Below are 20411 nucleotides of genomic sequence, written 5' to 3'. Positions count from 1 at the left end.
ACCCGCACCCTAAAGGGTCTGGCTCCAGGTACAAAGCCTGCCTACGCAGGCTAAAGAATAAAGCAAACCGAAGAGGACCGGATTTGGGTTCCTCCTTCCTCAGTGTATGAACAGTCATTTTTATCTTAGCCCGCGCAGGCGGGCTTCGTTTGTGTAGACCCACCCTTTAGGGTGCGGTTTTTTTGTAGGGACCTGATGCACCTTGAGCCAGACAAAGGGTTACAACAAGGGGATCAAAATCCTGATTTTTCTCCATATTTTCTTCATTTTGTTTTCCAGGATGCATTCTGAAAATTATTTCCTGGGTAATCTCTATATAACCGAGGGCTGGACCTTCCGAGACTAAATTTCAGAATCTGCGCGTCAGGACTAGACATTTCGTTAAGAAATGTTACAATTTTTCACATAACGACTTGAGAAATTTAAGAAATTTTATGACAACCCCGACATTTGTACTTGCAGCATTGATTTTGGGAATCCTGTATTCATACAGAACAGCGATCGCCTTGTCTTGCCAATACCAGCTAGAACGGGTTCCGGTTCGGGTTCCAAGCCGTCAGAAGTAAGCAAATAGCCATCAGGGGTAAACTGGCATTCCCGAATCATCCCTGATTGGATTCAGATGTGGCTATCCCGATCAATATCCCCCGGAGGTTATCCCGGTGCGAGATCCCTCCGGTAGGCTAGGCAAAACGGCCAATGCAGATTGAGAGTCCAGGATACAAGCCACGAAAACGAACGTTACCCATTGAGTGAAGAAGCGCCATGAAGACTGCTCAAACTTCTACAGACTTAGTTCGCACTTACCTGCGAGAAATTGGCCGAGTTCCCCTGCTGACTCATGAGCAGGAGATTGTTTTGGGTAAGCAAGTCCAGCACTTGAGCCTGTTGCATGAGATTAAAGAGACCCTGAAGGAACAGTTCGGTCACGAGCCGACGGATGTAGAATGGTCACAAGCGGCAGGGTTGTCCTTAGTTGAGTTGCAACAAGCGATCGAGCAAGGTGAAACCGCCAAGCGCAAGATGGTGGAAGCGAATTTGCGACTGGTGGTGTCTGTTGCCAAAAAATATATTAAACGCAATGTCGATTTACTCGACTTAATCCAGGAAGGAACCATCGGAATGCAGAGGGGGGTGGAGAAATTTGACCCCACCAAAGGTTACCGATTTTCCACCTATGCCTATTGGTGGATCCGTCAGGCCATTACTCGGGCGATCGCTGAGAAGGGCCGCACGATTCGCCTCCCGATTCACATTACTGAAAAACTTAACAAAATTAAGAAAGCATCTCGGGAATTATCTCAGCAACTGGGACGTACAGCTACTATTGGGGAGTTAGCGGCAGAACTAGAACTCACGCCGAAGCAAATCCGCGAGTATATGGAACGCGCCAGACATCCCCTCTCCCTGGATTTACGGGTGGGGGACAACCATGATACAGAACTGAGTGAGTTGTTGGAAGATACCGGACCCTCTCCGGAAGATTTTGCCACCCATTCAGCGATGCGAGCAGATTTAGAAAAATTGATGGCGGAGTTAACCACTCAGCAACGGGAAGTGATTGCTTTACGGTTTGGGTTGGAAGATGGACAGGCGATGACGCTTTCTAAGATAGGCGATCGGCTCAATATTAGTCGTGAGCGCGTCCGCCAAATCGAACGGGAAGCCCTCACAAAGCTCCGCAAGCGCAAAGCGGATATGAATGAATATGTTGCCAGCTAATCAGGTTGGTGTTTGGTTGCGTTGAATTTAGATGTCTCCTGCTGGTGGGAGGCATCTTTTTTTTGACGATTCGGGATGGGGGGTAACCAAGGATTTCTAACCACTGATTTCACAGATTTTCACAGAAACACGGAGACACAGACCAGAAATGCAATCCTTCTCACTTTAAAACAGCGGCAAGTCTAAAATGAATCCTGGTAAGACGTTTTCGCCAGATAAGCGGGTGGGAAGTGGGACGGTTTCTACGGGTTGAGTGGGGTGATAAATTTCGACTTGTTGCGTTTGCGGATTAATCAGCCAGCCTAATTTTAAGCCACTGTTGAGATATTCCTGCATTTTGTCTTGAAGTTGTTTTAAAGGGTCAGTCCGAGACCTCAGTTCTATGACAAAATCAGGACAAAGCGGGACAAATTTTTCCTGTTGTTCCTGGGTGAGGGCTTCCCAGCGCGCATTCTCCACCCAAGCTACATCCGGGGACCTTTTACCTCCCTGGGGTAAGATGAATATTGTGGATGAACTGAATACTTTTCCCAGTTGAGTTTGCCGGTTCCAAATCACTACATCTGCGTTAAAATCAGATTCTCGATTGCCGGTGATTCCTCCAACGGGGGGCATAATGATTAATTCTCCTTGGGCAGTTTCTTCCAGTCGCCAATTTTCATTGATTTGGCAGAGTTGATAAAATTGGTCGTCGCTTAAGTTGACGGTTTTTAGGTTTAAAATAATCGGTTCTGAAATCATTTGAATTTATCCTGATGTTTTAACCACTGATTTCACAGATTTTCACGGAGATTTAGATTTTTTGCTAAAAAAGAGGGGAAATCTGTTGACAAGCGGGGTTGACTTTGATAAATTTATACTTATAATGGGAAGCTTTGCTCAAATATTATTGGAGTCAATCGTCCCATTATGAATATAATAAGGTATCAAATTAAAAAATGCAATACCCCTCACTTATCTTTTTTGGGCCGCGCCTAGATGATAGAAAACCGAGTTTTTCAAGAACCCGGTTTTCTATCATTTAGGTGATGGGTGATGGGTTAGGGAAGGAACTACCCAAAACCCCTAACCCATCACCTAAACTACTTCAAAGAAATCTTTCTGGTCCACAACAGTGATCTTCACGCCATTCAGGATAGCTAGTAGTTCATCGCCTCGTTTTCTATCATTATGATTTTAGTGAGGTTGACTCGATGATTGTCCGACAGTTTGCTATTCTAATTTTAGAATGTTAATCCTTTGAATGGGCAAATTTTAGAAAAGAAATGAACAACCCCAACGATCCGAGACGATTCGCCCCGGCAACTCAACGCAACCGTGAACCGATTTTAAAGGTGTTGCGTCGGGTTCTCCCGCCCAGGGGAACGGTGTTAGAAGTGGCAAGTGGCAGCGGTGAACACGCCATTTTTTTTGCGCCTCGACTCAAACCGCGATTCTGGCAACCGAGTGAACCAGAACCTCTTTTACGGGAGAGTATTCTCGCCTGGATGAAAGAGGTTCCATCAGATAATCTTTTCCCTCCGATTCCCCTGAATGTTGCTGAGTCGGTTTGGTTGATTGAATCCGCCGACAATCCGCCGGTGAATTTATCGGAAATTACAGCAATAATTGCTATTAATTTAATTCATATTTCTCCGTTTACCGCTACTTTAGGATTGATGGCGGGGGCGAGTCGAATTCTACCCACAGGGGGTATTTTATACCTGTACGGTCCTTTTAAACGAGGGGGGAAACATACGGCACCCACGAATGAGAGTTTTGATGAGATGCTGCAACAGCAAAACTCAGAATGGGGGGTTAGGAATTTAGAGGAGGTGGAGGCAGTTGCTCGGAAAAATGGCTTAAATTTGCAGGAAATTGTGGAAATGCCTGCTAATAATTTATCGGTTATTTTTAGGAGGGAAAGTGAGGGGTGAAGTTGAAGGAACTTAAATCTGGGGCAATAAGATAATTAAGGCTCAGGACAAGGCATTGCCTTGTCCCATTTTGTCTGAATTAAGACTGAATATCGGGTTCGATAAATTTATTATTGGCGCGGATAAATTGGGCGGTGCCTTGATTGGTAATCACTAACCAGGGTTTGCCGGTGCGATCGCCTTGGACGGGATTAGTATAGTTGGGATGACGAGTGACGATACTGCCGCTTGTGAGGGTACTTTCTACGGGAAATTCAAATCCCGGGCCGCTACGGGCATTTAATCCGCCTTGGATGACAATCCTCCATTCGGGCCAATTGCCAGTGGTAAAATCTCCAGAGGGACTGACGGGAGGCGGGGAAACTCGCGTAGGTAGGGCAATTCCCGCGACGGCGCTATCGATCGCGGTTTGGGTTTGCTCTCCCACAACTCCATCGACGGTGAGTCCCGATTCCGCTTGAAATGCTTTCACGATCGCGTCAAGAAGAGGGCCAAAGTTTGGGTTAAAACGCCCAACGTTATATCCTAACTTTTCTAATTGCATCTGTAGTTGTTCGACCCGGGAACCTGTATCACCTTGTTGTAATGCCATTTGTTTATTAACCTCTAGTGTTGATTTAAAATGACGGGAAATTTCCCAAAAATTCCCCCCGCTTGGACCATTTTAGCGATGATTTCCCAATTCCGACTCCCGATAAGATGAGGGATGAAACGGAAAGTTCTCCGGTGTTCGTGATAACGATTTGAGGCAGTGGCAAATGTTCACAGGAGCAACCGACTACCCCACAACCCAATTCCCAAGAGATTCACTGGAATCAAAAAAGTCTTCGGATTCAAGGGCGATCGCCTCGGATTGGTCCGATTTTTTGGGGGGGGAGAAGACTGCCGGAGAAAACATTTCCCACATAGTTCGTAAGTAAGGGGCAAATAAATCGTACTCTTCTGCTGTGAGGCGATCGCGCAATTGTCGTCCCAACAAATTGAGCATTTGCCTCACCAATTCCCACTGCACCCCCAAGGAAGGATAAAGCATCACACACAGGGGAAATAACTCCTGTTGTACCGATGCAATACTTTGTTCCAGTACACAAGCCCAAAGATATACTTGGAACATTTCTACATCGCGCAGGCTAGATTTGCGGATTCGCTCATCATTCAGGGAACCGCTGTTACTTCGGTATCGGGGATACAGTTGCCGAATGCGATCGCAAATTTCCGTGGCAATCTCTGAACTCACCGGCAGCAGTTTTCTCACCGCCTGCAAGGGAGAGTCATCCCACTCTAATTTTGCTGCTGCTTCATAGACCCGTTGCAGAGGTAAATTTAAGTATTCCTGAATCACCCTAAAATACCCTTCCAGTTGCGATCGCTCCGTTTGAGAAACCTGCTGCAACAGCAACTGTCCTGTATAGTAAAATTGAAGATTGACAAAGGCCAAAGTCAGAGGTTCCGAAGTCGCTTGCACTTGTCGCAATCTGCCCAAAACCGGGGACATAGCCCCAGCTAGTTGTTGAGGAGATTTCCCCTGAGCATACAATTCCAGCGCTTGGTCATAAATTTTATGGGTTTTCGCCGCCATCTCCCAGGAATTCAGATGTTGAGAATCAATGGAATGCTGTTTTAAACTGGGTGCTAAGAGCATTTCCGTTTTTGACCACCCTTGAGCGATACATAAGCGCAACGACTGCCGGAGGGAATCCCCCACCCGTTGCCGCGTCGTTAACTCAGACTCATCCACGCCAGTGCGATCGGCCCCGTTTTCTTCCCCTTGGGACTCCAAATGTAGCTTTTGTACATACCGCTTCGCCCATTCTTGTGCGAATGACTTTACCGGAGCAACTTCGGTCTCAGAAGGCCATCGAATATAACGAGCATAACGTCCAGCGATCGGTTTATTCATCAGTTTGACTGTCTTGGGAATTGAGCGGGGGTCAGGCTAAAGGGACAAGTTAAATGGGGTCAGTCGATCGCCCCGTAAGATCCGAGATAGGAGAGGTCAAATCTTAAACATTCCCTTCAAATTTTAACTTTTTTTAAGTTTTCTCTCTACCCTCCCTCTAAACGGCCCAATATTCAGCCATCTCGCCGAGAGGATAGCAAGGGGAAGGGACCGGAATGAGTTCATAACCCAATCCGGTTCTACCCAGTCTGTTTTGTCTATAACCCGCACAGGAGAAGCTCCTAGCCTATAGTCCCACCCTTGAATTTGTCCGAATTGGTTGATCCTTCTGACCCATGCCCATCAGGGGATCAAGCCCGTCTCCAGAAAACAAGTATTTTTACTTATAGCTATTCTAGCAAACAGGTGATATAGTTAGAGATCGTTAGGGCACGTAGCTCAGGGGATAGAGCACCAGATTCCGGTTCTGGGTGTCGGGGGTTCAAATCCCTCCGTGCTCGTTGGGTGATTAACACTTCATAAAAAAGGGGGACAGTTTCAAACTGGCCCTCTTTTTTTGATACTTGCCGTTAAAGTTCGTCCCCAGTTTTTCCCTGCACCCCTTTAACAATGCGGGAGAGTTCCGTTTTTTCATCTACCGAAATCCGAGAGGGAGAACCACTGATAATCCGTTCATAATTGCGGAACGAATCTTTAATATCCGGTCCCTTCTGACTAATCGAGTATTCCCGAATGCCTTTATCATGCCAAGAACCGCGCATTTTGAAGACATTAATCGCCCGGGACATTTCCCCGCGAATTTCCACATACTGCAACATCAAAATTGTATCCGTAATCGTGGAAATATGGGATTCTGTAATCGAATGAGCGCCCATAAATTGGTCTGTAGTATTCGTGAAAAATCCCGTTATTTCCTCTTGTTTAGCATAGCCCGTTACCCCAATCACGAATTGACGAAAGGCATTGTTACTGACACCGCGAGCTAAAGCCGAAAGCGAGTCGATCGCAATTCGAGCCGGTTTAAATTCAGAAATATCAGTTTTAATGATTTGTAAGTGATCTTCCAACCCAGCCGACTCAGGATATGCACACAGAATTCTCAGCAATCCCTTCTCTTCCAGTTCTTCAAAATCAATCCCCCAAGAGTAAGCATTTCTGAGCAATTGAGCGCGGGATTCTTCATAAGCAAACATCATCGCCCGTTGCCCACTTTTACAGGCATCCTCTAAGAATTTGCTGACCAAGAGGGTTTTTCCCGTACCCGTTGCCCCCGTTGCCAGAATAATAGAATCCTTGAAAAATCCACCGCCACACATGGTATCCAGGGTTTTGACCCCGGAAGAAACCCGGACATTTGAGGAGCGTTGGGTGAGGCGCATGGCCCCGAGGGGGAAGATATTAATCCCTTGATTGGTGATGGTGAAAGGATATTCCCCTTTCATGTGGGTAGTGCCGCGCAATTTCAAAATTTCTAGGGTCCGGCGACGGCGTTCGCTTTCTAAAACGTTGCGAACAATTACCACATTATCCGACACGAATTCTTCCACCCCAAAGCGAGCCACGGGTCCATATTCTTCGACTCGTTCCGTGGTCATAATCGTAGTTGCACCCACTTGTTTGAGACGGGCCACTAAGCGGAAGATTTCCCGACGCACTACCGAGGCGGCATCATACTGTTGAAAGACAGCAGTTACAGAGTCAATAGAGACTCGTTTCGCTTTGTATTTGCGAATAGCATACTGAATCCGCTCAATCAGGGCAGAAAGGTCAAAATTTCCGACCACATCTTGTCCTTCTGGGTCCGGCGAAGCATCGAGAATAAAGAGTTTACCTTGGTCAATTAAGCCTTGCAGGTCCCAGCCAAAACTATAGGCATTTTTGATAATATCGCTGGGAGATTCTTCAAAGGTTACGAAGACCCCGGGTTCCTCGAAAAAGGTAATGCCGTTGTAGAGGAACTGGACCGCAAACAGGGTTTTACCCGTCCCGGAGGTGCCGCTGACTAAGGTCGTTCTGCCGACAGGCATTCCGCCATGACTGATGTCATCAAACCCCTCAATCATGGTGCGGATTTTATGGACGCCTAGGGGCATACGTTCTTCGCTTTCTCCGGATGGCTTAGTAAGATTCATAGGGCGAGTTTAAAATGACAAGAAGGCTAGGGGTGAGGGACGATGGACCTAGGATTATAAATTAATTAAGAGAAGTTTGGACAGGTTTGAGCCGAGTGATTTTACTCAAATTCTCGCTCTTCTCGTAATTCTTCATAGAGCAGGTCTAAACCGATCAGAACTTTTTCGCGGTCCGAGAGGTCTCCAATGATTTTGCGCACAGGAGGGGGCAGGATTTTAGATAGGGTTGGGGTTGCCAATATTTTATCCTCTTCTGCGAGTTGAGGATTTTTCAATACATCAATCACTTTGAGGGCATAAACTCCTTCAAATTCTTGCTCTAAAATATCTTTGAGGGTTTTTAAAGCGCGAACAGAGTTGGGGGTGTTCCCTGCAACGTAAAGCTTGAGAACGTAGGTTTTTTTGGGGTTAATCATGGATTCACTTCGTGAAAATTGAGCCGAGAAGAAAAAGTCGGGTGGAGACTGAATATTGATTAAGCATCTCTGGGAATTGAGCGACGATACATTTCACATAAATGAGCGATAATATCAATGAGAGTTAATCGGTAGTCTAAGAGAATTTCTTCACTGCGCCCTTCTAGTTTAAGTTGTTTAGAAAAATCATCCATTAAATCCATGTGGATTTCTACAATCTGGGTGACTGAAATATCAGCCAAAAAAGCGGTACTGACCATTTCATCAATTCTTTGATTGAGGGAGCCATCGGCGGAGAAATAATTCAAAACAATATCACGATATTCGGCTTGGAGTTCATCTAAAAAATGTTGTCGTTCGGCGGGAGGTAAATTCCGCAGAAAACGTTTGGGATTGCGTTTGTAGTACACACCAAGGTATCCTAATCGCTCTCTCAATTTTTCGGCGAGCATCCGCTGCTGGGGCCCGAGAAAGTGTTGAGTGGAGGTGTCTGGAGATGAATTGGGGGTGGGTTGGCTGCGATCGGTTTCCCAGGAGACTGGGGAGAAGTTAATAAACTGGGTGATAGCTTTTTCGACAGAACGACCGATATGGGGGAGTTGAGACACTGAGATGTGGCTTTCAGCGGTATGGTAGACCACTTTGGAGGAGACGAACTCCCCATTTTCCGGGGATTTTACGGAAGTTAGCAGGATGTCGTTGAGGTCAGAAGCTGGCGCTTCCGCTGATTCACTGGCTTGATGGGAACCCAGGTGGACAATCACTGCAGGCAAGAGAGTCGATTTTTGATGGAGTAGATAGGCGAGGCCCTTTAACTTGGGATGAGCTTGTAAAATTAGACAGTCAAGCTGTTGTTTTTCTCGTTCGACGAAGGCGAGAAACTCATCAGTCCCCTGAAAATAAGTGAGCGCATACCGATCGCTCTCCAAAAACTGGGTGAGCGATTGCGCCAGGATATCCGATGGCCCGAAAGTACAAATAGACAGTTTGTTTTGCAAAACGTTATTAGAAAATCGATGTTCCAATTGACTACTCGTGCAGCCGCAACGTTCAATTGCCCCGCCGCCATGACTGGTGGCTCAAGGTTGTGTTAAACATTCAACAAACACTCTACCTAAATTGTAATGGGTTCCCCGGCCTCACACCCCATTGAGATCCATAATTGATCTGTACCTGGAGTCATGAGCGGTGGTCTCCAAACGTCAACCATCTGATTCCCGGGTGATTCTGTATCGGTTATCCCCAATGACTTAGACAACAAAGCAGGACGTACTAGGACGTCGTTACAGTAGAGGGAAGATAGACCGGATTTTTTCACAAAATCTCTATTAACTAGGACCAAGGTAGGTAGGAAACCCGGTTTCTTGTCCGATTTATCTCATCGCTACCCGGATGCCGTAGGCGTTAGAGTAAAAGCCCGATGGAATGGCATCCTGTGAGGCAACCCCCCCACTGCTGCTGGGTGTTACCGTTAGCTCAACAGTCCGTTGTGATTTTTGCAAGATCTTCATCCCCAGTTCCCTATGTTAAAGACCCCCCTACTCTTAGAAGAATTTACACTCCCTACCCCTGTATGCCCACAAACGGTAAGTATAGCAGAGTTGTGGCATCGCTTGAGCATCAGCGCGGGGCGGATGTCAGCATTTGAGCGCCTCATCCTCCTCAATGAAGGGGAAGGTCCGGTGGGCGTCCTAGATGTGGGCTGTTTGCTATTGAATTTATTACAAGGGGAAACCATGAGTCTGGAGTGGGGGTTAACCGAGGAAAGAAATGGCCTGCCTCACGCGGATTTAGCCACCTTGATGGCCCGCTTCTGTGCGGTGGTGGGGAATGACAGCCAGAATCGGGAAGGGGGTCTGGATGCACCGACTACCCATGATTTAGACCTCTGGCAGCAACCTGTGGTTGGATTGAGTCCCGAAGCAGTCGCTGCGGTGGAGAGGGTTCCGGCGAATATGAACTTAACTCAATTCTGGGAGAGGCTCCAAACCCAAGACGGGGAACGACCTAGGCAACCCCAGTGGGTGGTGGTGGATGCTGAGGACAAATGCTTAGGGTTGTTGGATTTTCCCCGGGCGATCGCAGCTTTGGCCCAAAATACCCGCCTCGTTCCCCGGACCCCTGGATTCCCCGAGCCACCGTCGGAGGAGCCCGGGACCCTCAGTGGGATCAAAGCTTGGCCGTTTGGGGCGGTTCGTCCCTTGGGGGAACTCCTAGAAGAAATCCCGTTGCCGATGAAATTGCAAACTTCAGCCGGGAAAGTTGCAATTTACAACCAAGCATGGCGGACCTACTTTGATGCCTTTTCGGAACCGGAAACTGACCCCTCGGGGGAAGTCCGGACCCCTTCACAACTGACCTTTAATCGGGAACCGGACCACTTAGAACACCCCGACTCAGACTCTCTGAGCTTGGGTTTATGTCCCATCCCGAAAGAGTCGGACCGCGTGTGGCAGTTTGTGAAAATCCCCATCGGTCTTGCCTTGTCTGAGCGATCGCCTCTTCTGTCCGGGCAAGATTCCCCCGGGGACTCTTCACAAGGGCCAGAATTGGCGGCTCCCGAGTCCACCGGGAATCAACCCCCTGGCAGTCACCCCCCGGTTTCGGCTTCCCTCCCATCTCAGGGGTCCCAGACGGAATCCCTCTGGTTGGTTCTGGCTCAAGATGTTACGGTTCAGCAGCAAGTCGCCAAAGAACTCGCGGCCAAAAATGCCGATTTGATGCAGATGAACCGGCTCAAAGATGAATTTTTGGCCTGTATTAGTCACGAACTCAAAACCCCCCTCACTGCCGTTCTGGGGTTATCCAGTCTGCTCAAGGAACGGACCCTCGGCCCCCTGACCGATCGCCAAGCTCGCTATGCTCAAATGATCTACACCAGTGGGCGACATTTGATGAATGTGGTGAACGATATCCTGGATCTCACCCGGATCGAGAGTGGACAAATGGAACTGATTCTCGAACCTGTGAGTATCCCCGAAGTCTGCGATCGCGCCTTTGACCAAGCTAAACAGTCCCATCACCCCTCGGATTCCCCAGTTCATGGCAGCAGCAGCAATGCCGCGATTACCGAACTGGAAATCCCCTTTACCCTGGAACTCGAACCCGGGTTACCGAGCCCGGTGGCGGATGAATTGCGCCTGCGACAAATGCTGTACAATCTCCTCTCTAACGCGATTAAATTTACCGCCAATGGCGGAGAAATTGGCCTGAGAGTGAATCGCTGGGAAGGCTGGCTGGCTTTCACTGTCTGGGATACGGGGATTGGCATTCCTGCCCAAAAACAGCACTTGATTTTTCAAAAATTCCAACAATTGGAAAACCCGATGACGCGGCAATTTGAGGGAACGGGTTTGGGATTGGCATTAACTCAGCGCCTTGCGCGGGCTCATGGGGGTGATGTGACGTTTATTTCCAAAGAAGGGGTGGGGAGTGAATTTACCCTGCTGTTACCTCCTTGTCCCCCGCAACAGACGACGACCCTCACGGAACGAGTAGACCCCACAAAGAACCGCTTAATTTTAATTGTGGAAGCGGTGCCTCGATATATTGATGATTTGACGGAACGGTTTAATGAGTTGGGTTATCGAGTGGCGATCGCCCGTGCAGGGACTGAGGCGGTGGAAAAGGCTCGACGCTTACAACCTCGGGCTATTTTTTTGAATTTATTCTTGCCAATGCTCTCAGGTTGGGACGTGCTGACTCTGCTCAAATCTGACCCACAAACCCGACATATCCCGGCGATCGTCATGGCAACAGAGGTGGACAAGGAACGGGCGATTCGGGCGCAGTGTAATGGGTTTTTAACCCTGCCGGTGAAGGGAAATTCCCTAGAAAAAACCTTAGAGGGGTTAATGCAGGACCCGGAAGAGAAAAGTTTGGCAACGCCGCCAACGACCCTAACGGTGTTGCGGTTGAGTCCCTTCGACCCGGAATATCGGGACCTTGATGGGCGATCGCCCCAGGAGCACAGCAACGGGTTGAGCGATCAACTCAATGGACTGCTCACCTCGGGGTTAAATCCCTCCGCGTCCTATCATTATCGGGTTTTAGAGGCCGATGATCTCGAACAAGCCGAATTATTGGCCCGAGTCTGGCATCTGGACGCCATCTTGCTCGATCCGGCCCCTGACCTCCACGATCCTAGTCTGTTTATCCAACAATTCAGCCAATATCCCGCCCTCGCTGCGGTTCCCCTGGTGACCCTCGATCGCCAAATTGCCCTATCTGCCTCCCAAGTGCCCGGTTTGACAGTTTTTCCCTATCTCAAACCCATTCATAGTAGCGATCAGGCAGATGAGGCAATTTGGCCCAATGTCACCGCGTTATTTCAGGCAGTGGAAGTTGCCGTGGGAATGAGTTCTAAACCCGCAATTTTAGCCATTGATATCTCGATTTTGTCCCAGTTTCCCGACCGCTGCTCGACACTGACCCCAGGGGTTTCCAAACGGTCCGGAAGTGCAGAATCAGGCCGTTTCCCCATCGATTCCACCTCCACTAAACACGAGTGGTTACAAGCTTCGATTCAATATATTCAAACCGCTGGGTTTAGATGTTGGATGGGTCGTTCTTGGTCAGAAGTTTGGCAGCAATTGCAACATCATAGTGTGGATTTGCTGTTAATTTATGTTCCAGATTCTGTCCCCTCTCAGTTCCCGATTGACGCGCTGAATCTGTTGGAACAGCTTCCGGAACGCCCCGCTATTTTAATCGTCGATCGCTCCTTGGAAACCTCTGAAACAGACAGTCCCGGAGAATTTCGGTCCAGTTTAAAGGCGATCGCCACCCAACTGTTACCCCCTTCTTTATCAATGGAGGAGTTACTTGATTCGATTAACCAAGCGTTGAAAATTTGAATCCGAGATGGGGTGGATGGGGTGGATGGGGGAGATGGGGAAGATGGGGAAGTTCAACATCCCGACTTGCTGTCGTTTCCATTCATCCTTCATCCTTGCGCCCTGTTCCGTCTGGCAAAAACAACTGTTGCGGCATTTCCAGTAGCCAATAATTCCCCCGCTTGGCAATCAGTTGATACGCTTCAGGATTAGGAATTTCCAGGCCCTTAATTTTGTCAGGATATCCTAAAACTAAAAACGGCAGCCGATTGGAATTTTTTGCGGATAATTGTTGCAAATATTCTCGGGCATTATTGGAACGCCTAAAAAATTTAATCCGTTGATGACTGTAAAAAACTAAACTAGGTTTTTCAAAGGCAACCATCACGACCTCTTGTTCCGGTTGTTTCACCTGTTCAATAATTTCAGCCAGTTGGCGGATCGGCAATTGCCGTTCGCTATCAAAAATAAAATAAACCGGCATTACCGCTAACATAAAAAAGGCCACAAATCCCGCGAGATTCACCGCCATAATCCATCGCCACTGGCGTTTTAAGACTAAAATTAATCCCACTAATGCAGTAGTCATTAAAACTAAAGCACCGCGTTCAATTAAACCCGAATTTGTTAATATTCTGGGAAATTCCGGCATGGCTGGGTCTTGGTCTATGATTTGGGGAACCGAAAGAATGGCAGTCGCCATGAGTAAGAATAAGATTAAGTTACCGATGACGGAAACTCCAACAAATAAACTGAAGCGATTAGGTTTACGATCGCGGTCCAATTTAAAGCTTTCTTCACTCCAAAACAAACTGACTAATATGGCAGCAGCAGGGAGGGCCGGAAGAATATAACTGGGGAGTTTGGTGACGGCAACGGTAAAGAATATAAAGATACCGCCTAACCAAAATAAAGCAAATAAACCCAGATGATTAGTCCGGGGTTGATTCCGCCAGCGACTGCATTTCCAGAAGCGTAACCGGGCTATTGAAATAGGTAAATAAATCGACCAAGGGGAAAATCCTGCTAACAGCACTAAAAAGTAAAAATACCAGGTTCCACTATGATTGTTCACGACCTGCGTAAACCGTTCAAAATTATGATACCCAAAAAATGTATCGATATAGGTTTGGCCATTGGCTAAAATAACTAAAATATACCAAGGCAAGGCGATAGTCGTGATGATTAAAATACCGCGCAGGGGTTTTATTTCCCTCCATAATTCTTTCACCTGTCCCAGATAAATTGCAAAAGCGCCAATAATTAATCCCGGTAACACAATCCCGACGGGGCCTTTAGCCAGAATGGCTAAGGCGATAAAACTGTAAAAAATGACATACCAGGCATCGGCAGTTAAGACGGTTGATGGTAGAGAATTTTTGAATTGATTTTCTGTATTTTGTAAAGGCTGGGAAGTGGCATATCCCCAAAAAAAAGCCAGGAGAGCGATTCCCATGCAAGCACTTAATAACATATCAGAAACGCCAATTCTTCCCCAAGCAATGGTTTGGAAATTCAAAGCAGCGATCGCCCCTCCGAGTCCCGCACAAAACCAGGCTTTTCGAGGGATATTTTGCCATCTTTCTGATTCTTTAAGTTCCGATGGAATGGCGGGGTGAGGAACGGTAAAATATAGCAGGGTAAAGAAGACGATACCCATCAAAGCAATGGCTGATAATGCGGAAGGCAGACGCACTGCCCATTCATTTACCCCAAAAATTTGGTAGGCGATCGCCATCAACCAATAAATTAAAGGCGGTTTATCAAATCGCGTTTCTTGGTTAAAATAAGGCGTAATCCAATCCCCCGTGACCACCATTTGTCGGGCTGCTTCGGCAAACAAAGGTTCCGTTTCATCCACTAACCCGACGCTGCCTAATTTCCATAAAAATGCAATCCAGCCAATCCCTAATAGCCCCAAAATTGATAATATTAAAGCTAACTTAGGCGGTACGCTTATTTGACTCTCAGTATCCCAAAAGCGATTCATTTGAAGTTTCATCAGTTGTTTGTGTATCTAGGGTCTGTTATGGTTTACAGTCATTGGTCTTATGTCATTGGTCCTTGGTCATTGGTCCTTGGTTGACCGCTATGGGGATGGGGGAGGTGGGGGATAGGGGGTAGATGGGGGAGAGGGTTGGAATATGCTATTGTATCTAACAAACCGGCGGATGCTGCTTCCTGGATGGAAATGCGGGAGGGAGAGGAGATTTTTAGGGTCGCCATCGTGCCGCGCGATCGCCGAGGTCAGAATCGGGTCTGTGACTGAAGGGGTCAGGGTTCGAGAGCCATGTTTGATTGAAAATGATATAAGCTATGCAGAATACCCGTCTGAACAGTCTGTTTGATGGTGCCGCTTCTGAACTGAGGCAATCCTTACGCAATCCGTGGCGACGGATATCCGTACTGCTGATTAGCTTTTTAATGGGTAATTTTCTGGGAACGGCAATTAGTACGATCGCCGGACAAAATGCCAACTTAGATGTGATGGTAGCCGCTATTTTAATTGTATTAACAGAACTCTATAGCTTTTTTTTCTATCGGATTCACGGCCAAATGAAGCGATCGCTGTTGGCCCAGGGAATCAATTCTTTTAAAATTGGCATGATTTACAGTCTATTCGTCCTTGCCTTTACCCTCGGTTCTTAATGGATTGTTAATCGGATTAAACGCCATTTTCACCGAATTCAAGGGAGATTGATTCATGGAGAAAGAGTGGGCGATCGCCTCTATTCTGGAGGAGTGGCAGCAGGGAGGTCCGCCCACCGGATCCACTTGGGAAGCGTTAATCCAACAAGAACTCGCCGACCCCCTTCGTGCTCAGGGGTATGGGATTTCCCCGGAAACGGTACACTCCAAACTCCAGGAGCGATCGCAGGCATTAGCGGTGATTCTACCCCACCTGGAGCAATTTCCCTTACAGGGAAATAAAATACTCGAACCGTTATGGCAATTGTGGTTACCCTTAGGGATGAAACTGATCGCCTCTCACCAGGAATTAGGACGACCCTGGATGCAAGGGATTTTAGGGGGACAGGGAACAGGGAAAACCACCCTGGGGAGAATTTTAACCTGGATTTTGACCCATCTGGGCTATTCTACCTTGGCCCTTTCTATCGATGACCTTTATAAAACCTATTTAGAACGACAGCAGTTGCGGGAGGAGGACCCGCGTCTGATTTGGCGAGGACCTCCAGGGACTCACGATGTCGAGTTAGGGATTAACCTCCTCGATCGCTTGCGCAATCCCGATGGACAAACTATTGCTGTTCCCCGATTTGATAAATCCTTGTGGGAGGGACAAGGCGATCGCACAGAACCTTCCCTCGTTGAGGGTGTAGATATCCTGTTATTGGAAGGATGGTTTGTGGGAGTGCGTCCGGTGGATCCGGCAGTGTTTGAGACTCCCCCTTGGCCCATTATCACCGCAGCAGACCGCAGTTTTGCCCGAGATATGAATCAGCGATTGCGGGATTATTTGCCCTTGTGGGACCGATTAGATGGGTTGATGGTGTTGTATCCCGAGGATTATCGCCTTAGTTTGCAGTGGCGGATGCAGGCGGAATGGGAAATGAAGGCCCAGGGTAAGGGGGGAATGAGTGATGGGGAAATTGGGGAATTTGTAGAATATTTTTGGAAGGCGTTGCATCCAGAGTTGTTTGTCAGGCCCCTGTTGCGTCCGGGTTCCGAGGTGGACTTGGTGATCCAGATTGGAGGCGATCGCCGTATTATCACGGTTTACAGTCCCCGGCAGACTGGGGGAAACTCAGGCATCCCTTGATTTTGTTTCAGGGGGTTGCGGAACATTTTTTACCCTTCTCCTCGGATATCAGGGATGAGTCGCGGAAGGATTCCCGAGTTGAGGATTGCCAATGGCTAAGATGAGATTGAATCAAGTACGTCAAGAACCGGCAAAACTTGATAGAGTCAAGTGCAGGAGTCTCCCCGAGAGTTGATGTTGTATTCTATGTTTTATTTTGGGTTGCCTGCTGGTAGCATCCGTGTCAAGAAAGGTCTAAATTTAGCCGTTGACTTATGTCGAGTGATGGCAAAACGACTGGTTGTGGCGATCGTAATGGTGAGTTGTCTGTGGTTGATGCTTACCCCAGGGGCGATCGCCGGTCTCAACGATGATAACTTTGATGGCAATATTTACGCCCTCTATGGCGGCAATGGTTCCTTAGTACCGCCGAGAGTCTCCCTAGAACAGTCCCTCTCTCGGGACGATCGCGCTACGGTGCTAGTGTTTTTTCTCGATGACAGCAGCGATTGCAAGCAATACACCGCCGTTGTTTCGCAGATTCAGGCATTCTACGGACGGGCCGCTGATATTTTACCCATTAACGTCGATGCCATTCCCGTCAAGGATAAATATGCACCCACGGAACCGGGGTACTATTATTCTGGGGTTGTGCCTCAAACCGTTGTCCTGGATTTAAAGGGTAAAGTCGTTTATGACGGCAAGGGACAAGTTTCTTATGAGTCCATTGATGATGTGTTGCGACAGGTTTACGACTTGCTGCCGCGATCGGAATCAATTGAACTCAAACGGCGTGCTCCGAATGAGGTGAGTGTCGAGCTCTCTCGCTAATCCCGCAACGGGGAAATGTAGGAACCCGGGGAGTGACGACTCCATCTACTGGTGTTGCTTTCCGTGTCCCTGGGGCTAACTTAGGTGGCCCCTCCCCGCGTGAACCGGCGCACCACCTCCGAGACAGAACTCCCTGGAACATTCATCCCAGTCATTTGAGGGTTGACAACGAAAGCAAATTATGATATATAACCTCTCGGTTTGCACCTTTTTTTAACATTGGCGACCTTAACTATAAATACTTTTTATAAATTGAGTCTAATTGCCCATGTTCGGTGTGAATAAGCTTTGAGATAATCAAGGGGATAGGTGCATATTTAACTCAACCCATCCGCAGATCTCTGTTGCGATCGGCCAAAATCACGTTCCCATAGTGAACAATACCTAAATCACGGTACACCTTTGATAATATCGGGATGAGAGCATCTAACCTCCTGTGCCCACTTCCAAGGTTCAGTTCCACCACTCCCTAAATTGCCAATTAGGGTATCCTTCAAACCAGCAACAGAATGACAAGCTGAACTCTTTTGTCCAGTTTAGTATGGACGACTCCAGAGTTGATTATAATAGAGTTCATTAATTCCCCGGAATATTCCCTCGGCTTTAGCTCAGGTCGTTCAAAAATATAGGGTATCAATTTATGTTAATTAAGCCAGGAATGATGTCGGTGCATACGACAGACTAAGCGATCTATTTATTTTTGTCTGAGCGATGGCAAATCCCAAACTTGCGTCGTCGAGGGGGGCATCTACTCTAAAGAATATCGCGTCAAGAATAGACATCCTAAAACAAAGAGTATTAACCTCGGTTCGGTGCATCCGAAAAGACAATGGATAAAAGAAAACTTGATATACGTGCTCCACTCATTGCAAAACTCAGTCGCGGGACTGGCATTGGCTCCCTCCGGATTATCCTGTTAATTACCCTGGATAGTTTGATGTTGAGCTATGCGTGGCTACTAGCAGACAAGTTAGGCACGCCAGTTGGAGCCTTTAGCTTAATAGCTACTCAAAATGAGAACCCAGGATTTTTAATTCCAATTCTGGTAATTACCTTGGGGATTGTTGCTTCAGCGGGACTTTATGGCACTGATGATCGGCGGCGAGATTTTTTTAATCTCATCAAATCTCTCAGCTTTGCCCAGTGTGTTTTATTATTTATTGGCTATCTCTACGAACCCGAAGCAGTTATTTCTCGTTCGACGTTCTTGTTATCTTGGGTATTTGTCATAGCCTTTGTGCTGAGTGAGCGGTTAATCCTCCATTTAAGCATTGTGTATTTACGGCAGAGAGGTGCAATCCGTCCGCGCATTGGCTTAGTTTGTAAACCGAAAGATATTGAAACCGCTAAACGATTTATTGTTAAAAGTAAACGATATAAGATTTGTGATGTAGAAGACCTCTCGACCCGAGAAAAAAGCCACGATTGGTCGGAGATGATTCAACGACTCCGGGAAAAAGGCGTCAGCGAAGTGTTTGTCTGTTCTGAACTCTCAGTCCGAGACCAAATTTACCTCTATTGGGAATTGAAACGCGCCGGGATTCACCTGAGAATTCTGCCCTTGGGACTGGAACTGCCGATTCAGTGGTCTGAGATTAAGATGGTCAACGGCATCCCCAGTATGAGATTTAGATCACCGCCGATTGTGGGGGGGGATTATTGGATCAAACGGGGATTTGATTTAGTCGCGGCGGGGATCATCATCTTTTTAATTAGTCCGGGGTTGCTGTTGTTGGCAATACTGATTAAGGTGGATTCACCCGGTCCAATTTTTTATAAACAAGTGCGGATGGGATTAAAAGGCCGTCATTTCCAAGTGTGGAAGTTTCGGACAATGGTCACGAATGCCGAACAGTTACAAAAGGATTTGGAAGCGAAGAATGAAATGGCCGGGGGCATTATGTTCAAAATGAAGGATGACCCCCGGATCACCAGAGTGGGCAAGTTTATTCGGCGCTACAGTTTGGATGAACTGCCACAAATTATTAATGTTTTAAATGGGGAGATGAGTTTAGTGGGTCCTCGTCCGTTCCCCCTGCGAGATGTGGAACGCTTTTCGGAACATCACTTTATGCGCCATGAAGTCCTACCGGGTATTACGGGATTATGGCAGGTTTCTGGGCGATCGGATATTGTCGATTTTGAGGAAGTCTTCCGCCTGGATATGACCTACATTCAAAATTGGTCTGTTTCTCTGGATTTTCAGATTTTATTCCAGACGGTGAAGGTGGTGTTTGCCAAAGAGGGGGCCTATTAAAAAAGGGGAACCGCCGGATAAACCCCGGACAGTTCAACCCTCTTTACTTCAAGATTTGGGCGGATGCTGAGCGATCCAATCCACCGCTTCGGCTAAATCGGAGGCGATGAAATCGGGATGGGTGTGGTGTTGATATTTTCCCCCCAACACGCGATCGCCATAGCCCGTTTTCACCAAAATCCCTGTACAACCGGCATTATGGGCCATATCTACATCGGTTGCTTTATCTCCCACCATAAAACTCTGACTCAGGTCTAAATCATGTTCCCAAGCTGCTGCCACTAACATTCCCGTATTAGGTTTACGCCAGGTGGTCCACCGGGTAAACTCGGGATCTGTCCCCCCTTCCGGAGGACTCAGATAGGGACAATAATAAAGGGCATCCAATCGGGCACCCGCTTCTTGGTCCAATAAGTAACACAGGCGATCGTGTAGCGCTTCCACATGACTAGCGGGATAATATCCTCGCGCCGGACCCGATTGGTTTGAAACCAGACAACAGAAGAGATTTCGGTCATTTAAGTGGCGGACCGCAGCGGCCACACCCGGAATCAAATTCAGGTCTTCAACGCGGTGAATATATCCAACTTCTTGGTTTAAAACGCCATCTCGGTCCAGGAATACTGCGGGTTTCATCAGGGA

General features: G+C 47.6%; 18 protein-coding genes and 1 tRNA gene. 10 read left to right on the top strand and 9 right to left on the bottom strand.

The window, feature by feature from the left end:
• Positions 1–434: 434 nt before the first annotated feature.
• A complete protein-coding gene (locus NG792_RS14470; protein ID WP_261198371.1) occupies positions 435–566 on the top strand; it encodes a hypothetical protein in 132 nt (43 codons plus the stop codon).
• A 199-nt stretch (positions 567–765) separates the two neighbouring features.
• Complete coding sequence (locus tag NG792_RS14465; RefSeq protein ID WP_261198370.1) at positions 766–1722, top strand: RNA polymerase sigma factor, RpoD/SigA family; 957 nt, start codon at positions 766–768, stop codon at positions 1720–1722.
• A 165-nt stretch (positions 1723–1887) separates the two neighbouring features.
• On the opposite strand, the gene NG792_RS14460 is transcribed toward NG792_RS14465, so the two are convergent.
• The gene (locus NG792_RS14460) at positions 1888–2463 is read right to left on the bottom strand and encodes a Uma2 family endonuclease (RefSeq protein WP_261198369.1); all 576 of its coding nucleotides are present in this window, start codon (positions 2461–2463) and stop codon (positions 1888–1890) included.
• Between the two features lie 524 nt (positions 2464–2987).
• On the opposite strand from NG792_RS14460, the gene NG792_RS14455 reads away from it, so the two are divergent.
• Positions 2988–3638: a class I SAM-dependent methyltransferase gene (locus NG792_RS14455; protein ID WP_261235838.1), complete on the top strand. Its 651-nt coding sequence runs from the start codon at positions 2988–2990 to the stop codon at positions 3636–3638.
• A gap of 79 nt (positions 3639–3717) precedes the next feature.
• Here the strand turns inward: NG792_RS14455 and NG792_RS14450 are convergent, their stop codons facing one another.
• Together NG792_RS14450 and NG792_RS14445 are read right to left on the bottom strand one after the other, a co-directional pair.
• Positions 3718–4230, bottom strand: coding sequence for a peptidoglycan-binding domain-containing protein (locus NG792_RS14450; protein WP_261235837.1), 513 nt, complete (start codon positions 4228–4230; stop codon positions 3718–3720).
• Positions 4231–4416: 186 nt separating this feature from the next.
• A complete protein-coding gene (locus NG792_RS14445; RefSeq protein ID WP_261198366.1) occupies positions 4417–5538 on the bottom strand; it encodes a hypothetical protein in 1122 nt (373 codons plus the stop codon).
• Between the two features lie 427 nt (positions 5539–5965).
• Between NG792_RS14445 and NG792_RS14440 the strand changes: the two genes are divergently transcribed.
• Positions 5966–6038 (top strand) — tRNA-Arg (locus NG792_RS14440).
• 69 nt (positions 6039–6107) lie between these two features.
• Here the strand turns inward: NG792_RS14440 and kaiC are convergent.
• The 4 genes from kaiC to NG792_RS14420 all read right to left on the bottom strand — a co-directional run bounded on the left by kaiC (position 6108) and on the right by NG792_RS14420 (position 9597).
• On the bottom strand, positions 6108–7670 hold the full coding sequence (gene kaiC, locus NG792_RS14435; RefSeq protein WP_261235836.1) for a circadian clock protein KaiC: 1563 nt from the start codon (positions 7668–7670) through the stop codon (positions 6108–6110).
• Between the two features lie 101 nt (positions 7671–7771).
• Positions 7772–8086, bottom strand: a complete 315-nt coding sequence (gene kaiB / locus NG792_RS14430; protein ID WP_015147792.1) for a circadian clock protein KaiB — start codon at positions 8084–8086, stop codon at positions 7772–7774.
• Between the two features lie 59 nt (positions 8087–8145).
• The gene (locus tag NG792_RS14425; RefSeq protein WP_261198364.1) at positions 8146–9084 is read right to left on the bottom strand and encodes a circadian clock protein KaiA; all 939 of its coding nucleotides are present in this window, start codon (positions 9082–9084) and stop codon (positions 8146–8148) included.
• 375 nt (positions 9085–9459) lie between these two features.
• Positions 9460–9597, bottom strand: coding sequence for a hypothetical protein (locus tag NG792_RS14420; RefSeq protein ID WP_261198363.1), 138 nt, complete (start codon positions 9595–9597; stop codon positions 9460–9462).
• A 123-nt stretch (positions 9598–9720) separates the two neighbouring features.
• Here NG792_RS14420 and NG792_RS14415 point away from each other — a divergent pair, with 123 nt between their 5' ends.
• Positions 9721–12942, top strand: coding sequence for a hybrid sensor histidine kinase/response regulator (locus NG792_RS14415; RefSeq protein WP_261235835.1), 3222 nt, complete (start codon positions 9721–9723; stop codon positions 12940–12942).
• 82 nt (positions 12943–13024) lie between these two features.
• Here NG792_RS14415 and NG792_RS14410 read toward each other — a convergent pair whose 3' ends face one another.
• Complete coding sequence (locus tag NG792_RS14410) at positions 13025–14923, bottom strand: ArnT family glycosyltransferase (RefSeq protein ID WP_261235834.1); 1899 nt, start codon at positions 14921–14923, stop codon at positions 13025–13027.
• Positions 14924–15058: 135 nt separating this feature from the next.
• Here NG792_RS14410 and NG792_RS14405 point away from each other — a divergent pair, with 135 nt between their 5' ends.
• The 5 genes from NG792_RS14405 (at position 15059) to NG792_RS14385 (ending at position 19769) form a co-directional block, all read left to right on the top strand.
• A complete protein-coding gene (locus tag NG792_RS14405; RefSeq protein ID WP_261198360.1) occupies positions 15059–15190 on the top strand; it encodes a hypothetical protein in 132 nt (43 codons plus the stop codon).
• A 47-nt stretch (positions 15191–15237) separates the two neighbouring features.
• Complete coding sequence (locus NG792_RS14400; RefSeq protein ID WP_261198359.1) at positions 15238–15570, top strand: DUF565 domain-containing protein; 333 nt, start codon at positions 15238–15240, stop codon at positions 15568–15570.
• A 55-nt stretch (positions 15571–15625) separates the two neighbouring features.
• Positions 15626–16702 carry a glycerate kinase gene (locus tag NG792_RS14395; RefSeq protein ID WP_261235833.1) on the top strand — a complete coding sequence of 359 codons (1077 nt, stop codon included), beginning with the start codon at positions 15626–15628 and terminating at the stop codon, positions 16700–16702.
• Between the two features lie 174 nt (positions 16703–16876).
• A complete protein-coding gene (locus NG792_RS14390; protein WP_261235877.1) occupies positions 16877–17512 on the top strand; it encodes a thylakoid membrane photosystem I accumulation factor in 636 nt (211 codons plus the stop codon).
• Positions 17513–18341: 829 nt separating this feature from the next.
• Positions 18342–19769 carry a sugar transferase gene (locus tag NG792_RS14385; RefSeq protein ID WP_261235832.1) on the top strand — a complete coding sequence of 476 codons (1428 nt, stop codon included), beginning with the start codon at positions 18342–18344 and terminating at the stop codon, positions 19767–19769.
• A gap of 48 nt (positions 19770–19817) precedes the next feature.
• Here NG792_RS14385 and NG792_RS14380 read toward each other — a convergent pair whose 3' ends face one another.
• Positions 19818–20405 carry a D-glycero-alpha-D-manno-heptose-1,7-bisphosphate 7-phosphatase gene (locus NG792_RS14380; RefSeq protein ID WP_261235876.1) on the bottom strand — a complete coding sequence of 196 codons (588 nt, stop codon included), beginning with the start codon at positions 20403–20405 and terminating at the stop codon, positions 19818–19820.
• Positions 20406–20411: the final 6 nt, after the last annotated feature.

Source organism: Laspinema olomoucense D3b, assembly GCF_025370785.1.
In the GTDB taxonomy this organism is placed as follows: domain Bacteria; phylum Cyanobacteriota; class Cyanobacteriia; order Cyanobacteriales; family Laspinemataceae; genus Laspinema; species Laspinema olomoucense.
Note: the sequence above shows the minus strand (reverse complement) of the source record. Positions and strands in the feature narration are given on the sequence as shown.

Bases quoted from the DNA above. Each gene is read 5' to 3' on its own strand.
- NG792_RS14470 (WP_261198371.1), top strand. From the start codon at position 435: ATGACAACCCCGACATTTGTACTTGCAGCATTGATTTTGGGAATCCTG.
- NG792_RS14465 (WP_261198370.1), top strand. From the start codon at position 766: ATGAAGACTGCTCAAACTTCTACAGACTTAGTTCGCACTTACCTGCGA.
- NG792_RS14460 (WP_261198369.1), bottom strand. From the start codon at position 2,463: ATGATTTCAGAACCGATTATTTTAAACCTAAAAACCGTCAACTTAAGC.
- NG792_RS14455 (WP_261235838.1), top strand. From the start codon at position 2,988: ATGAACAACCCCAACGATCCGAGACGATTCGCCCCGGCAACTCAACGC.
- NG792_RS14450 (WP_261235837.1), bottom strand. From the start codon at position 4,230: ATGGCATTACAACAAGGTGATACAGGTTCCCGGGTCGAACAACTACAG.
- NG792_RS14445 (WP_261198366.1), bottom strand. From the start codon at position 5,538: ATGAATAAACCGATCGCTGGACGTTATGCTCGTTATATTCGATGGCCT.
- kaiC (WP_261235836.1), bottom strand. From the start codon at position 7,670: ATGAATCTTACTAAGCCATCCGGAGAAAGCGAAGAACGTATGCCCCTA.
- kaiB (WP_015147792.1), bottom strand. From the start codon at position 8,086: ATGATTAACCCCAAAAAAACCTACGTTCTCAAGCTTTACGTTGCAGGG.
- NG792_RS14420 (WP_261198363.1), bottom strand. From the start codon at position 9,597: ATGAAGATCTTGCAAAAATCACAACGGACTGTTGAGCTAACGGTAACA.
- NG792_RS14415 (WP_261235835.1), top strand. From the start codon at position 9,721: ATGTCAGCATTTGAGCGCCTCATCCTCCTCAATGAAGGGGAAGGTCCG.
- NG792_RS14410 (WP_261235834.1), bottom strand. From the start codon at position 14,923: ATGAAACTTCAAATGAATCGCTTTTGGGATACTGAGAGTCAAATAAGC.
- NG792_RS14400 (WP_261198359.1), top strand. From the start codon at position 15,238: ATGCAGAATACCCGTCTGAACAGTCTGTTTGATGGTGCCGCTTCTGAA.
- NG792_RS14395 (WP_261235833.1), top strand. From the start codon at position 15,626: ATGGAGAAAGAGTGGGCGATCGCCTCTATTCTGGAGGAGTGGCAGCAG.
- NG792_RS14390 (WP_261235877.1), top strand. From the start codon at position 16,877: ATGTTGTATTCTATGTTTTATTTTGGGTTGCCTGCTGGTAGCATCCGT.
- NG792_RS14385 (WP_261235832.1), top strand. From the start codon at position 18,342: ATGGATAAAAGAAAACTTGATATACGTGCTCCACTCATTGCAAAACTC.
- NG792_RS14380 (WP_261235876.1), bottom strand. From the start codon at position 20,405: ATGAAACCCGCAGTATTCCTGGACCGAGATGGCGTTTTAAACCAAGAA.